This window comes from Delftia sp. PX-1 (assembly GCF_055797465.1).
In genome coordinates this window covers 4,403,037-4,416,020 of the sequence record NZ_CP184763.1, presented here as the reverse complement: position 1 = coordinate 4,416,020, position 12,984 = coordinate 4,403,037, and the positions used below count along the sequence as shown (strand labels likewise).

General features: G+C 67.8%; 14 protein-coding genes. 3 read left to right on the top strand and 11 right to left on the bottom strand.

The window, feature by feature from the left end:
* Positions 1-79: 79 nt before the first annotated feature.
* Positions 80-1,000, bottom strand: coding sequence for a polyphosphate kinase 2 (gene ppk2 / locus ACN20X_RS20250; protein WP_074922895.1), 921 nt, complete (start codon positions 998-1,000; stop codon positions 80-82).
* Positions 1,001-1,114: 114 nt separating this feature from the next.
* Complete coding sequence (gene corA, locus ACN20X_RS20245) at positions 1,115-2,089, bottom strand: magnesium/cobalt transporter CorA (protein WP_012206223.1); 975 nt, start codon at positions 2,087-2,089, stop codon at positions 1,115-1,117.
* 181 nt (positions 2,090-2,270) lie between these two features.
* Here corA and ACN20X_RS20240 point away from each other — a divergent pair, with 181 nt between their 5' ends.
* Entirely contained in the window at positions 2,271-3,164 is an 894-nt protein-coding gene (locus ACN20X_RS20240; RefSeq protein WP_016446415.1) for an amino acid ABC transporter substrate-binding protein, read from the top strand.
* Between the two features lie 31 nt (positions 3,165-3,195).
* Here the strand turns inward: ACN20X_RS20240 and ACN20X_RS20235 are convergent, their stop codons facing one another.
* The 6 genes from ACN20X_RS20235 to ACN20X_RS20210 form a co-directional block, all read right to left on the bottom strand.
* Positions 3,196-4,563, bottom strand: a complete 1,368-nt coding sequence (locus ACN20X_RS20235) for an LLM class flavin-dependent oxidoreductase (RefSeq protein ID WP_473209810.1) — start codon at positions 4,561-4,563, stop codon at positions 3,196-3,198.
* Between the two features lie 47 nt (positions 4,564-4,610).
* Positions 4,611-5,336 carry an ABC transporter ATP-binding protein gene (locus tag ACN20X_RS20230; protein WP_013801847.1) on the bottom strand — a complete coding sequence of 242 codons (726 nt, stop codon included), beginning with the start codon at positions 5,334-5,336 and terminating at the stop codon, positions 4,611-4,613.
* Positions 5,333-6,196, bottom strand: a complete 864-nt coding sequence (locus ACN20X_RS20225) for an ABC transporter permease (RefSeq protein WP_034366761.1) — start codon at positions 6,194-6,196, stop codon at positions 5,333-5,335. The genes ACN20X_RS20230 and ACN20X_RS20225 overlap by 4 nt, the downstream gene beginning before the upstream one ends.
* Before the next feature lie 19 nt (positions 6,197-6,215).
* Positions 6,216-7,208: an ABC transporter substrate-binding protein gene (locus ACN20X_RS20220; RefSeq protein ID WP_016446411.1), complete on the bottom strand. Its 993-nt coding sequence runs from the start codon at positions 7,206-7,208 to the stop codon at positions 6,216-6,218.
* A gap of 111 nt (positions 7,209-7,319) precedes the next feature.
* The gene (locus ACN20X_RS20215) at positions 7,320-7,625 is read right to left on the bottom strand and encodes an NIPSNAP family protein (protein ID WP_012206218.1); all 306 of its coding nucleotides are present in this window, start codon (positions 7,623-7,625) and stop codon (positions 7,320-7,322) included.
* A gap of 55 nt (positions 7,626-7,680) precedes the next feature.
* Complete coding sequence (locus tag ACN20X_RS20210; RefSeq protein ID WP_046987955.1) at positions 7,681-9,237, bottom strand: methyl-accepting chemotaxis protein; 1,557 nt, start codon at positions 9,235-9,237, stop codon at positions 7,681-7,683.
* Between the two features lie 123 nt (positions 9,238-9,360).
* Here ACN20X_RS20210 and ACN20X_RS20205 point away from each other — a divergent pair, with 123 nt between their 5' ends.
* Positions 9,361-9,624, top strand: a complete 264-nt coding sequence (locus tag ACN20X_RS20205) for a VF530 family protein (protein ID WP_191625470.1) — start codon at positions 9,361-9,363, stop codon at positions 9,622-9,624.
* 126 nt (positions 9,625-9,750) lie between these two features.
* Here ACN20X_RS20205 and ACN20X_RS20200 read toward each other — a convergent pair whose 3' ends face one another.
* Positions 9,751-10,626, bottom strand: coding sequence for a LysR family transcriptional regulator (locus tag ACN20X_RS20200; RefSeq protein ID WP_016446407.1), 876 nt, complete (start codon positions 10,624-10,626; stop codon positions 9,751-9,753).
* 122 nt (positions 10,627-10,748) lie between these two features.
* Between ACN20X_RS20200 and ACN20X_RS20195 the strand changes: the two genes are divergently transcribed.
* A complete protein-coding gene (locus ACN20X_RS20195; RefSeq protein ID WP_034366753.1) occupies positions 10,749-11,762 on the top strand; it encodes an NAD(P)H-quinone oxidoreductase in 1,014 nt (337 codons plus the stop codon).
* 17 nt (positions 11,763-11,779) lie between these two features.
* Here ACN20X_RS20195 and ACN20X_RS20190 read toward each other — a convergent pair whose 3' ends face one another.
* Together ACN20X_RS20190 and ACN20X_RS20185 are read right to left on the bottom strand one after the other, a co-directional pair.
* Entirely contained in the window at positions 11,780-12,454 is a 675-nt protein-coding gene (locus ACN20X_RS20190; RefSeq protein WP_151019190.1) for a hypothetical protein, read from the bottom strand.
* A gap of 4 nt (positions 12,455-12,458) precedes the next feature.
* On the bottom strand, positions 12,459-12,977 hold the full coding sequence (locus ACN20X_RS20185; protein ID WP_016451460.1) for a carboxymuconolactone decarboxylase family protein: 519 nt from the start codon (positions 12,975-12,977) through the stop codon (positions 12,459-12,461).
* Between the last annotated feature and the right edge of the window lie 7 nt (positions 12,978-12,984).

Here is a 12,984-nt window from a genome sequence, read left to right as displayed (position 1 = left end):
GCCCCCGCACCGAGGGTGTCGTCCCCCTCCCCCGCAAAGCGGGTAGAGAGGGGGAAGGCGCGAAGCGCCTCAGGGGGTGTCAGTACTTGTCCGGAACGTACATGTGCTGGGGAACCGGGTTGCGCGTGTACTCCGGGTTGCGCGTGCGCTCGGGCAGCACGATGGCCGGGTGCTCTATCTCCTCGTAGGGCAGCTGCGTCAGCAGGTGGGAGATGCAGTTGAGCCGGGCCTTCTTCTTGTCCACGGCCTGCACCAGCCACCAGGGCGCCTCGGCGATGTGGGTGCGCTCCAGCATGGCTTCCTTGGCCTTGGTGTAGTCCTCCCAGCGGCGGCGGCTCTCGAAGTCCATGGGACTGAGCTTCCACTGCTTGAGCGGGTCGTGCACGCGGCCCAGAAAGCGCAGGTGCTGCTCCTCGTCGGTGATGGAGAACCAGTACTTCACCAGCGTGATGCCCGAGCGCACCAGCATCTTCTCGAACTCGGGCACGGAGCGGAAGAACTCCTCGTACTCCTCGTCGGAGCAAAAGCCCATCACACGCTCCACGCCCGCGCGGTTGTACCAGCTGCGGTCGAAGAGAACGATCTCGCCACCCGCAGGCAGGTGGGAGACATAGCGCTGGAAATACCATTGCGTGCGCTCGCGGTCGTTGGGCGCGGGCAGGGCGGCCACGCGGCATACGCGCGGGTTCAGGCGCTGGGTGATGCGCTTGATCACGCCGCCCTTGCCGGCCGCATCGCGGCCTTCGAAGAGAATGACCACCTTCTTCTTGTGGTGCTGCACCCAGTCCTGCAGCTTGACCAGCTCGCCCTGCAGGCGCAGCAGCTCGCGGAAGTAGGTCTGGCGGCTCACGGTGTCGGCACCGTCCAGATCGTCGCCACCGCTGCCCAGGCGGGCGTCGTCTATCTCCATCTCCAGTTCTTCGTCGTAGCTGTCGAGCAGATCGCGTTCGATGCGCTGCATCAGCGAATCATGGTGGTCGGGCAGAAGTTCGTCGTACATGGTGGGGAATCCGGGCGTCCAGGAGTTGGCGCCTGGGATGGTGGCGTGGATGTGTGACGCGGCTGTGACGGTGCGGCTGGGTGAATACCCTGGCACCGCTCGCCTTCCCGCCGCCTACAGCCACCCCGCCTTGCGGAACTTGTAGTAGAGCAGGCCGCAAACACCCAGCACGAACAGCAGCGCGGCCGGATAGCCGTATTGCCACTTCAGTTCGGGCATGTTCTCGAAGTTCATGCCCCAGACGCCGAAGAAGGCCGTGCAGATGGCGAAGATACTGGCCCAGGCTGCCAGCCGCTTGGTGACTTCGTTTTCCTCGATGGACACCATGGACAGGTTCACCTGGATGGCCGTGCCCACGGTGTCGCGCATGGTGTCGATCTGGGCGTTGATGCGGCCCAGGTGATCCATCACATCGCGGAAGTAGTCCCTGGAGCCCACGCAGATCTGGGGGACGCGCCCGCCGTTGAGCTTGCCCACGGCTTCCAGCAGGGGGGCCACGGCGTGCTTGAGGTCCATGGCGCGGCCCTTGAGTTCATACAGCTGCTTGATGTTGTCGCGCGCCGCGCCCTTGGTGAAGATCTGCTGCTCGATCTGCTCCAGCTCCACCTCCAGCGCGTCGATGATGGGAAAGTAGCGGTCCACCACCGCATCCATCAGCGCATACAGCACAAAGCCCGAGCCATGGCGCAGCAGCTCGGGCTCGCTCTCGCAGCGCTCGCGCACGCCCAGGAAACCGCGCTTGCTGCGGTTGCGCACCGACAGCACGTAGTTGGAGCCCACGAAGACATCGACCTCGCCGTGGTTGAAGTGGCCGGGCCGCTCGGGCTCGGGCTCCAGCAGGTGCATCACGGCAAACAGCGAGCTGCCGTACTCCTCCAGCTTGGGCCGCTGGTGGCCGTGCAGCGCATCCTCCACGGCCAGGGCGTGCAGGCCGAACTCCTGGCGCATCTCCTCCAGTTCGGCCGGCGTGGCGTCCGCCAGCGCCACCCAGACGAAGCAGCCGGGCCGCTCTATGTAGTTGCTGATGTCGGCGACAGGAATGTCCGCCAGCTTGGCCCCGTTTTCGTAGGCAACGCAGTTGATCAGCATGGGAGTTCCCTCGGTAATTCTGGTGCTGGTGATCCTGCCATAACGGGGGAGGGGGAAAAGCCAGTGCCCAAGCTGCCACCGAAACCGCCAGCAGCCCAGGTTTGCGCACCTGGTAACAATACGTGTATAACCTGTCACAACCTGCTGGGCGCCGCCCGGCGCTTGCGAGCCAAGGACTCAGATGATCTTTCGCCAGTGGGGAATCGCGTTGGGTGCGTTGGGCCTGTGGGCCTTGAGCGGTGTATCTGCAGCCGGTGTGCTGGACAAGATCCAGGCCGGTGGCGCGCTGGTGATTGCGCACCGGGAATCGTCGGTTCCCTTCTCCTACATCGACACCCGCAGCGGCAAGCCCGTCGGTTATGCGCTGGATCTGTGCCTTCGCCTGGCCGAGGCGGTGCGCAAGCAGACAGGCAGGAAGGACATGAAGGTGGAGTTCCTGATGGTCACGCCCGCCAATCGCATGGCCGTGATCGAGCAGGGCAAGGCCGACATGGAGTGCGGCTCGACCACGAACAACGCGCAGCGGCGCCAGACCGTGGCGTTCACGGTTCCCCATTTCATCACCGGCGCCCGGATGCTCGTGAAGGCCGACAGCACCATCAACGCGATGGAGGATCTCAAGGGCAAAAAGCTGGTCTCCACCAAGGGCACCAGCCCGATGGCCCTGGTGACGCAGGCCAACAGGCAGCGCCTCATGGGCATCACCATTGTGGAGGCCCCCGATCACGCGAGGGCCCTGGAGATGGTGGAGAAGGGCGAAGCCGACGCGTTCGTGATGGATGACGTGCTTCTCAACGGGCTGGCCGCTGCACGGCCCGATCCACGTGCCCTGAAGGTGGTGGGCAAGTTCCTGTCCACCGAACCCCTGGCGATCATGCTGCCGAAGGCCGATACCGCGTTCAAGAAACTGGTCGATGAAGAGATGAAGCGGATCATCACCAGCCGCGAAATCCACCCCATCTACGAGAAGTGGTTCCTGCAGCCGATTCCACCCAACTCCACGAATCTGAACCTGCCGATCAGCTATTTGCTGCGCGACTTCTGGAAGTACCCCACGGCGGACATTCTGCTGTAGGCCTGTCTGTGCAGCCGCTGCGCCGCATCGGTCAAGCCGCCAGCGCTTGCTCCCTTGGGCGGGCGGCTGGGGCACCACCCGCCCCCGTCCCCGCCAGCTCCCCCAGCCCGAAGTGCCCGCGCAGCGTGCGGCTTTCGTATTCCTCGCGGAACAGGCCGCGCTTGCGCAGGATCGGCACGACTTCGCTGGTGAACAGCTCGAACTGCTGGTTGAGTATGGGCGGCATGACGTTGAAGCCGTCGGCTGCGCCGTGCCTGAACCAGTCTACGATGATGTCGGCCACCTGTTCGGGCGTGCCGGCCACGGCCAGGTGGCCGCGGGCGCCGGCCAGGCGCTTGAGCAGGCCGCGCAGGGTGAGGCCGTCGCGCAGGCTGGTTTCCACGTAGCCCACGGCGCGGCTGCGCGAGGCTTCGACCTTGTCGGGATCGGGGAAGTCGTCGCGCGTGAGCAGGCGGTCCAGCGGCACGGCCGAGAAGTCGTGGCCGCCAAAGCGTGCGGACAGGCGGGCCAGGCCGACCTCGATGCTGGTCAGGCTGTCGAGCTCTTCCCAGACCTGGCGCGCCTCGTATTCGGTGGAGCCGATGGCGGCGCTGATGCCGGGCAGGATCACGATGTCCTGCGGGCGGCGGCCCAGCCGCTGCGCCTGTCCCTTGATGTCGGCATAGAAGGCCTGGGCCGATTCCCGCGAGCCGTGGGCCGTGAAGATGGCCTCGGCCCATTGCGCGGCAAAGGCACGGCCCGATTCGGACTGGCCGGCCTGCACGAAGACGGGCCGGCCCTGCGGGCTGCCGGGCACGTTGAGCGGGCCGCGCGTGCGGATGTATTTGCCCTCGAAGTGGATGGGCCGGATCTGCGATGCGTCCAGGAACTGGCCGGCCGCCGTGTCGTCCAGCAGGGCGCTGGCTGGAAAGCTGCGCCACAGCGCATCGACGGCGGACACGAATTCCTCGGCGATGCGGTAGCGGTCGCCGTGGTCCACGCTGTCGGCCAGGCCGTAGTTCAGGCCCGCATTGGGCGCCCAGGAGGTGACGATGTTCCAGCCCGCCCGCCCCTTGGACAGATGGTCCAGCGAGGCGAACTGGCGCGCCAGCGTGTAGGCATGGCCGTAGGTGGTGGAGGCGGTGCCGATCAGGCCGATGCGCTCGGTGCGCAGTGCCAGTGCCGTCAGCAGCACCAGCGGGTCCAGCAGGCCCGAGGTGATCTGCTGGCCGTTCTCGGGCCCGACCAGGCTGTCGGCCAGGAAGACGGCGTCGAATTTGGCGGCCTCGGCGATGCGTGCGGCATCGACGTACAGCTCCAGGTCGGTGAGCGCCTTGCGGTTGGCGCCGGGATGGCGCCAGGCGCCTTCATGGTGGCCGCGCGTCATGAGGAACAGGTTCAGGTGCAGTTGCCGAGACATGGGAGCAGTCCTTTGTTGTGTGGGGTGTTTCGCGGGCGGGGCCGGCGTCAGGCGATCTCTGTCTCGACGCCCAGGCTGCGCAGCAAGGTGGCGCGCAGCTGCATGAAGGCAGGATGGTCGGGGCGGCGGGGATGGGGCAGGTCCACGGCGTGGTCCTCGGCGATGCGGCCGTCCCTGAGCACCAGGATGCGGTCGGCCAGCAGCAGGGATTCGTCCACGTCGTGGGTGACGAGGATGACCGTGGGCCGTATGCGCTCGACCAGGCGCAGCAGCAGTCCGTGCATGCGCATGCGCGTGAGCGCGTCCAGCGCGCCGAAGGGCTCGTCGGCCAGCAGCACGTGCGGGTCGCGCAGCAGGCTGCGGGCCAGCGATGCACGCTGCTTCTGGCCGCCCGACAGCGTGGCGGGCCAGGCGCCGGCCTTGTCCTGCAGGCCCACGTCGTGCAGGATTTGCCGTGCTGCGGGCAGCACGGCGCGGGCGTCCAGACCCAGCGTGAGGTTGTCCAGCACCGACAGCCAGGGCAGCAGGCGCGCGTCCTGGAACAGCACGGAGACATTGCCCTGCGCACTGGCCGCGCCGCTGGACTGCGCATGGCCGTCCAGCCCGGCGAGCGCGCGCAGCAAGGTGGTCTTGCCCGAGCCGGACTCGCCCAGCAGGGCCACGAACTGGCCCGGGGCAATGTCCAGGTCGATGGCGTCCAGCACGTTCTTGCCGCCAAAGCTGCGCGTGAAGCGCTGCAGCCGCACGGCGCCCGGGGTGGGGTGATGGCTCATGATCCCAGCGACCTCCGGTAGGACAGCACATGCGCCTCGACGCGGCGCACCACGGCGTCGGACAGCAGGCCCAGCAGGGCGTAGATGAGGATGCCCACCACGATCACATCGGTCTGCCCCCAGTCGCGGGCGCGGTTCATGAGGTAGCCGATGCCGGTCTGCGTGTTGATCAGCTCCAGCACCACCAGCGCCGTCCAGCACAGCGACACGGCAATGCGCAAGCCCACGAAGAAGCCCGGCAGCGCGCCCGGCAGCGCCACCTTGCGGATGAATTCGGCGCGCGAAAGGCCCAGGGTCTGGGCCAGCTCCACATGGCCGATGTCGATGCCGCGCAGGGCCGCGTGGGTATTGATGTAGACGGGCACCAGCACGGCCGTGAAGATCAGAAAGATCTTCATGGACTCGCCAATGCCCAGCCAGATGATGGCCAGGGGAATCAGCGCCAGCGTGGGCACGGCGCGCTTGATCTGCACCAAGCCGTCGAGCAGGGCCTCGCCCGTGCGCGTCAGGCCCGAGGCCAGGGCCAGCAGCACGCCAGCCACCACGCCCAGCAGCAACCCGCTGTAGGCACGGCCTGCCGATGCCAGCAGGTGGGGCAGCAGGCTGCCGTCGGCCACCATGCCGTAGCCGGCGACCAGGGCCTGCGAGGGCGCGGTCAGTGTCTCGGGCGACAGCCAGCCCAGGCGCGAGGCCGCCTCCCACAGCACCAGCAGCAGGCCGGGGCCCACCAGCAGCGCGCCCTGCGACAGGCGCGCGGGCACCAGTTGCACGGCGGCCCGGGTGGCGGGCTCGGATTGAGCGGTGGCTGCGGTGGCCGGTGCCAGACCGGCCGCGTTGATATCCAGTTGCGCTTGCGTCATCGTGTGTTTTCTGGCCGGTTCATCGGTTGGCCACGATCACGCGGTCGTAGGTGGACACGAAGGAGCCGGCCGCATCCAGCCGCTGCGGCAGGCTGCCGGCGGCGTGCAGGATGTCGATCAGCTTCTGGTGGTGGGGTTGCGCCTCGGCGGCCGTCTGGAACAGCAGGTCGGACTGCGATGCCAGGATGGCCGCCGTGCTCTCCGCATCGATGCGCTGGAACTGCGTGTAGTAGTGGCGGCCCCATTCCTGCTCGTGGCCATTGCTCCACTTGCCTGCGCGCACGAAGGCGCCAAGGAAATCGACGATGGCCTGGGACTTGGCCGGGTCGGCCAGCACCTCGGGCCGGGCATAGAGGTACGAGGTGGCGGGCAGCAGCGTGCGCTCCTGCGGATCGGGCACGGGCCGCGCGCCGATCTGCTTGCCCAGGCGCGTGACATGGGGCTCCATGAGCACGGCCACGTCCACGGCCTTGGCGCGCAGCGCGTCGTTGAGTTCGGCCACGCGCAGGTTGACCAGCTTCACGTCGGCCAGCGTCAGGCCCGCGCGTGTCAATGCCTCGATCAGGAAGACCTGGCGGCCCGAGCCTTCCACATAGCTCAGGCGCTTGCCGCGCAGGTCGGCCAGGCGCTCTATGCCTGCATCGGCACGCTGCACCAGCCGGTACTGGGCGCGCTCGCGCGTGAAGGTGGCGATGATGGGCAGCTGCACACCGGCGGCGCGCGCCTGGATGGGCGGCGTGTCGCCCACATAGGCAATGTCCAGCGCGCCTGCGCGTATGGCCTCGAAGATGGCCGGGCCGCCCGCGAAGTTGGGCAGCTCCAGCTGAAAGCCCAGGCGCTTGCGCTCGCCGCTGGCATCCAGCAGGTGGCGCAGCAGCTCGCTCTGGTCGGCGACGACCAATCGGGTCCTGGGGTCGGCCGCAGCCCGCGCGGCGGTGGTGGAAGCCAGGGCGGCAGCGGCCAGCAGAGAAGGGCCGGCCAGCAGGAAACGACGCTTGTTCACGCGCTCCATCCTCAAAAGATTGCAATGGGATGGATGCTAGTTAGCGTGCTTCAGTTGTGAAAATACCGATTCCGTATTTGCAAACGCGCGCCACGCACATGGGCGTGGCGCGGGGGAGGTTCAGCCGAACACCGGGCGCATGAAGCTGCGCTCGTAGCTCAGGATGCAGCGCGTGTCCTCCGCGTAGCGGAAGGCGGCCTGGCACTCGGGGTCCTGCATGGACTTGATGCGGTACTCCTCGTACAGCGCCATGCTGGGGAAGCTGAACATGGCCAGCGCCACATTGTTGGCGCCTTCGGACGGCAGGAAGTAGCCGTGGTGCTTGCCGCCGAATTTCTCGACCAGAGGAATCCAGGTCTTGCCGTACTCCTCGAATTCCTTGGCCTTGAACGGGTCGATGATGTAGCGCAGGTAGCAGGTGATCATGGGGATGGAAGAAGGGGAGGAAAGGAAAGGGGAGGCAGGGAGGGCAGAGCCGGCTCTAGAGTTTGAACGAAGCCGTCAGGCGCGACAGCTTCTCCGATTCTTCCTGCAGCACCTGCGTGGCAGCCGAGGACTGCTCGACCAGGGCGGCGTTTTGCTGGGTCACGCGGTCCATGTCGGTCACGGCATGGCCCACCTGCTCGATGCCGCTGCTTTGCTCGCGGCTGGCCGAGGCGATTTCGGTCACGATGCCCGTGATGTTGCGCACCGTGGTGACCACCTCGCGCATGGTCTGGCCGGCCTGGTCCACCAGGGTGGCGCCGGCGTCCACGCTTTCCACCGAGGTCTGGATCAGCGTCTTGATCTCGCGCGCGGCCGAGGCGCTGCGCTGTGCCAGCGTGCGCACCTCGCCCGCCACCACGGCAAAGCCGCGCCCGTGCTCGCCCGCGCGCGCCGCTTCCACGGCCGCATTCAGCGCGAGGATATTGGTCTGGAAGGCAATGCCGTCGATCACGCCGATGATGTCCACCACGCGGCGCGAGGAGCTGTTGATCTCGCCCATGGTGGCCACCACCTGGTCCACCACGGAGCCGCCGCGCTCGGCCACGGAACAGGCGCCCGAGGCGATCTGGCTGGCGTGCTGGGCGTTCTCGGCGTTCTGGTGCACGGTGGCCGTGAGCTGCTCCATGGAGGCGGCGGTTTCTTCCAGCGAACTGGCCTGGCGCTCCGTGCGCTGCGACAGGTCCACGCTGCCCGTGGCGATCTCGCCGGCCGAGCGGTGGATGACGCCGGCCGTTTCATGGATGCGCGTCACCAGCTGGCGCAGCTGCTCGCTCATGCGCTGCACGGCGGCGATCACGCTGCCTTCGGGGGCCTGGGCTGCGCCCGCCAGCCCCGACTGCGACAGGTCGCCCGAGGCGATGCGGTTGGCAATCTCGGCCGCCACCGCCGGCTCGCCGCCAATGGCATTGAGCACGCTGCGCGTGGCCAGCCACGCGATCAGGGACAGCAGTGCGCCCAGCACGGCCAGTGCCGCCACCGACTTGGTGATGGTGGCGACAAAGGCCTGCTGGATGTCGTCCACATAGTCGCCAGCGATCAGGTCCCAGTTCCAGGCCGTGGAGCGCCTGGCATAGGCCAGCTTCTCGCTGGGCTCCTTGGCGCCGGGGCGGGGCCACCAGTACGTGAGGTAGCCGCTGCCCTGGGCCGACGCGCCCACGGCGGCAATGTTGCGGTACAGGTAGTTGCCCTTGGCATCCTGGAAGCCGCCCATGTTCTTGCCGTTGATGCCCGGGCTTGCGGGATTGTTCAGCACCACGGAATCCGTGGTGATGCTGGTGATGTAGCCTGCGCCGCCTGCATAGCGCAACTGGCCCACGCGGGCAATGGCGGTGGCCTTGGCTTCTTCCTCTGTCAGCTTGCCGGCCTTGGCCTCGGCGGCAATCGCCGCAATCAGGCTGTCGCCCGCATCGACGAAGTCGCGCAGCGCCTGCTGCCGGGCCTCGTAGGCCTTGTCGCGTGCCTGGTAGGCGTTGAAGAGGGTGAGCGCAAGCAGCGCGAGAAGGCAGAAAACCAGCGGTGCCAGCAGTTTCTGGCGAAGGGACAGGGCGGGCATGGTCGGGGAGTGCAGCAGAAGGCCAGGAACGCCACAATGCTACAGAAACTTACGGCATGGTTGCATGTAATTACAAATAAAGCTGCGGTCCGCAGCACTGCAAAGGCGGGCGAAAATCGCGCCATGCAAGAAACCCCGCCTCCCGCCGCCCAGCCCCGCAATCCGCTGCACGGCGTCACGCTCGAAGCCATCGTCCTTGCCCTGGAGGCCCGCTACGGCTGGGCCGGGCTTGCGCGGCAGGTTCCGGTGCGCTGCTTTGCGCTGGACCCCAGCGTCAGCTCCAGCCTGAAGTTCCTGCGCAAGACGCCCTGGGCGCGCGAGAAGGTGGAGGCGCTCTATCTGGAGATGCTGCGCAAGGACAGGCACAGGCCTGCTTCCCAAGACTGAAGGCGAAGCCTGTGGCCACCGGGCAGCCTGTCCGGTGCGCTGGCGCAGGTTCTGCCGATCATCGGCTCCCGCTGCATGCCTGCATCCCTGCCGCCGTGATTGCCGCCGCCCTGGACAAGCTCGGCATCACGCAGGCTCCGCGCCCAGCGCCTGGGCCAGGAACTCGGCCGTGACGCGCACCCGGGCCGTGCGCTGCAGGTCGGGGTGCATGACCTGCCAGACCTCGTAGTCGTCCGAGCGCTGGCGCTGCGGCCAGATGCGCAGCAGGCCTTCGCGCTCGCCCATGCTCACGGGCATTTCGCCCAGGCCTATGCCGGCCGCCACGGCCTTGCGCACCAGCAGGCTGGAGTTGGCGGCCATGGCGATCCTGGCCTGGCGCGCGGGCACGTCCACCATGGTGGGAACGGGCCGCTGCTCCAGGAAGGGGCCGTAGACCACGAGGTGGTGGCCGCGCAGTTCGTCCTCGGCCACGGGCTCGCCAAAGCGCGCCACATAGGCGGCACTCGCAAACAGTCCTACCGGCCATGCCGCCACGCGGCGCACCACCAGCTCTGGCGCCTCGGGGCGGACGTTGCGAAACGCGATGTCGGCCTGGCGGCGGCCCAGGTTGAGCATCTGGGTGGACACCTCCAGGTCCACGCGGATGCCGGGCCAGCGCTGCTGCAGGCGCTCGATGGCGGGCAGCAGGAATTCGGTGGCAATCGAGTCGGTGCTGGTCACGCGCACCAAGCCGGCCGGGCTGTCGTCCAGGCCTTCGATGCGCGTGCGCAGGTCCAGCGCCGCGCCCTCCATGCGTCGCGCCGCGCCCAGCGCTGCCTCGCCAGCGGCCGTGAGCAGGTAGCCATCCCTGGCGCGCAAAAACAGCTTGCTGCCCAGCTCGGCCTCCAGCGCGTTCAGGCGGCGGCCCACGGTGGCTTGGTCCACGCCCAGGATGCGTGCGGCCGCGCGCAGGGAAGGGGCGCGTGTCAGGGCGAGAAAGATGCGGGTGTCATCCCAGTTCATGGCGTTTGGCGTGATGCAGATTTGCAGCACTGTAGAGCGAAATCGCTGCGTTCGAGCGGCTGGCGGCAGTCGTAAGCTCGGGGCATTCGTTTCTTCAACCTGTTTTTGGACACTCTTTCGCCATGAATGACGACGCCCGCATGCAAGCCATTGTTTTCGACGATTTCGGCGGCCCCGAAGTGCTCGTGGCCCGCGACGTGGCCCGGCCCGAAGTCCGGCCCCATGACCTTCTGGTGCGCAATGCCTCCATCGGCGTGAACCGTGCCGATGTCTCGCACCGCAAGGGCGCCTATGGCCGCGCCCACTTTGGCGAATCCGACCTCATGGGCCTGGAGATCGCCGGCACGGTGGTGCAAGTGGGCGCCGAGGTGCAGGGCTTCGCCGTGGGCGACCGTGTCATGGGCATCGTGGGCGGCGGCGCCTATGCCGAGCTGTCGCGCATCGACCACCGCATGGCCATGCATGTGCCCGAGGGCCTTTCGCTGACGGATGCCGGCGCGGTGGCCGAAGTCTTCGTGACTGCGCATGAGGCGCTGTTCCACCTGGCCCAACTGCAGCCTGGCGAAGCCGTGCTCATCCACGCGGCCGGCAGCGGCGTGGGCTCGGCGGCGGTGCAGCTGGCGCATGCGGCCGGGGCGCGCGTGTTCGCCACGGCCAGCGGCGACAAGCGGGCGGCTGTCTTGGGCCTTGGCGCCGACGTGTTCATCGACTACCGCAGCGAAGACTTCCAGGCCGTGGTGGCCGAGCAGACCGGCGGCCAGGGTGTGGATGTGGTGGTGGACTTCATCGGTGCCCCGTATCTGGAGCGCAACCTGCGCTCGATGGCCATGGGCGGGCGCATGGTCTGCGTGGGCCTGCTGGGCGGCGCGCTGGCGGCGGCCGTGCCCATGGACGTGCTGCTGTACAGGCACCTGAGGATCTTCGGCACGGTGATGAAGTCGCGCCCGCCCGAAGTCAAGCAGGCCATGGTCCGGCGCTTTGCCCAGCGCTGGCTGCCCGCGCTGGCGGCCGGCACCATCCGCCCCGTGATCGACAGCACCTGGCCGCTGGCCGAGGCCGCGCAGGCGCACCGGCGCATGGAGTCGGGCCAGAGCGTGGGCAAGCTGCTGCTGATTCCCGGGCAGGGCGGTCAATAGGGCACTCAATAGGGCGCTCAATAGGGCGGCCAGGCCCCATCCCCCGCGTCCACGGTCGCGAACATGGTGCGCACGGTGTGCGTGAAATGCGGCCGCGTGATGTCGCTCCAGGCCGTGGCGCGCACCTGCAGCCAGGCCGGGCTGCCCAGCACGTCGGGGTTTTGCAGGTCATAGCAGGCCAGGGACAGCGGGCCGCCGTCGTGGTTCAGGTAGCGGCGTGAATGGATGTTGCCCTGCACGGCGGCCAGGCCCGGCATGTGTTCTTCGTCGTACCAGCGAAAGATCTCGGGCGCCCAGCCTTCGGCCGGGTCCATCTCCACCGTGTAGTGGGCATGGCGCTGCTGCCCGTGCGAGGCGCCGGGCCGGTCGAAGGCCAGCGTCAGCCTGGACGCCGCAAGGTTTGATGCGGCCGGCAGCATGGCCTGCGCCGCCGCCTGCACGGCAAGCACTGCAGGCCGCGAGACGCCCATGCGGCCCGGCAGCTCCACATAGACGTAGATGCGCCCCGTGCTGGCCGACCAGGCGAATCGCTGGACGGTCAGGCGCACGCCCAGGCCTGCCGCCTGGGTGAGGGCGTCGCCAAACGCAGGACCGTAGGCGCTTCTTGCGAATGCCTTGGCGCTTGCCAGGCAGGGCGCTGCCATCGTCCATTGCAGCAGCAGGCAGTCGGCAGGTATGCGGGAATCAGCCATGCCTTCAGTGCCCGATATGGAATGCGGTGAGAAAGCGCGAGACCATGTTGTAGGCCGCGATGGTGGCCACCAGGTCCACCTGTTCCTGCGCGCTGAAGCGGGCCTGCACCTGGGCGAACAGCGCGTCGGCGACGGTGATGTCGCGCGTCATGGCATCGGTCAGGCGGATGGCAAGGTGCTCTTGCTCGGTCCACGGCGCATCCGCGGCGCAGGGGATGCTGCGGGTCGCCTCGATGGCCGCATCGCTCTTGCCCGCCTTGTGGGCATGGGGTACATGGGCATTGAATTCATAGGGCGCGCCGTTGAGCACGGCCACGCGCAGGATGACCAGCTCGCGCAGCCCTGCATCCAGGCTGCTGCGATTGCGTACGGCCGACAGCATCTGCTCCCATCCGTGGGCGATGGGTGGGCTGTTGAGCAGCACCTGGTACAGCTCGGAAATGCGGCCGCGTTCGGCCAGGATGCGCGATTCCACAGCCGCCAGTTCGGGGCGGGTTCCGGGGAGTACGGGTTGGATTCTCATGGGGGCT

Bases quoted from the DNA above. Each gene is read 5' to 3' on its own strand.
- ACN20X_RS20240 (WP_016446415.1), top strand. From the start codon at position 2,271: ATGATCTTTCGCCAGTGGGGAATCGCGTTGGGTGCGTTGGGCCTGTGG.
- ACN20X_RS20225 (WP_034366761.1), bottom strand. From the start codon at position 6,196: ATGACGCAAGCGCAACTGGATATCAACGCGGCCGGTCTGGCACCGGCC.
- ACN20X_RS20220 (WP_016446411.1), bottom strand. From the start codon at position 7,208: ATGGAGCGCGTGAACAAGCGTCGTTTCCTGCTGGCCGGCCCTTCTCTG.
- ACN20X_RS20185 (WP_016451460.1), bottom strand. From the start codon at position 12,977: ATGAGAATCCAACCCGTACTCCCCGGAACCCGCCCCGAACTGGCGGCT.
- ACN20X_RS20210 (WP_046987955.1), bottom strand. From the start codon at position 9,237: ATGCCCGCCCTGTCCCTTCGCCAGAAACTGCTGGCACCGCTGGTTTTC.
- ACN20X_RS20235 (WP_473209810.1), bottom strand. From the start codon at position 4,563: ATGTCTCGGCAACTGCACCTGAACCTGTTCCTCATGACGCGCGGCCAC.
- ACN20X_RS20200 (WP_016446407.1), bottom strand. From the start codon at position 10,626: ATGAACTGGGATGACACCCGCATCTTTCTCGCCCTGACACGCGCCCCT.
- ppk2 (WP_074922895.1), bottom strand. From the start codon at position 1,000: ATGTACGACGAACTTCTGCCCGACCACCATGATTCGCTGATGCAGCGC.
- ACN20X_RS20215 (WP_012206218.1), bottom strand. From the start codon at position 7,625: ATGATCACCTGCTACCTGCGCTACATCATCGACCCGTTCAAGGCCAAG.
- corA (WP_012206223.1), bottom strand. From the start codon at position 2,089: ATGCTGATCAACTGCGTTGCCTACGAAAACGGGGCCAAGCTGGCGGAC.
- ACN20X_RS20190 (WP_151019190.1), bottom strand. From the start codon at position 12,454: ATGGCTGATTCCCGCATACCTGCCGACTGCCTGCTGCTGCAATGGACG.
- ACN20X_RS20230 (WP_013801847.1), bottom strand. From the start codon at position 5,336: ATGAGCCATCACCCCACCCCGGGCGCCGTGCGGCTGCAGCGCTTCACG.
- ACN20X_RS20205 (WP_191625470.1), top strand. From the start codon at position 9,361: ATGCAAGAAACCCCGCCTCCCGCCGCCCAGCCCCGCAATCCGCTGCAC.
- ACN20X_RS20195 (WP_034366753.1), top strand. From the start codon at position 10,749: ATGAATGACGACGCCCGCATGCAAGCCATTGTTTTCGACGATTTCGGC.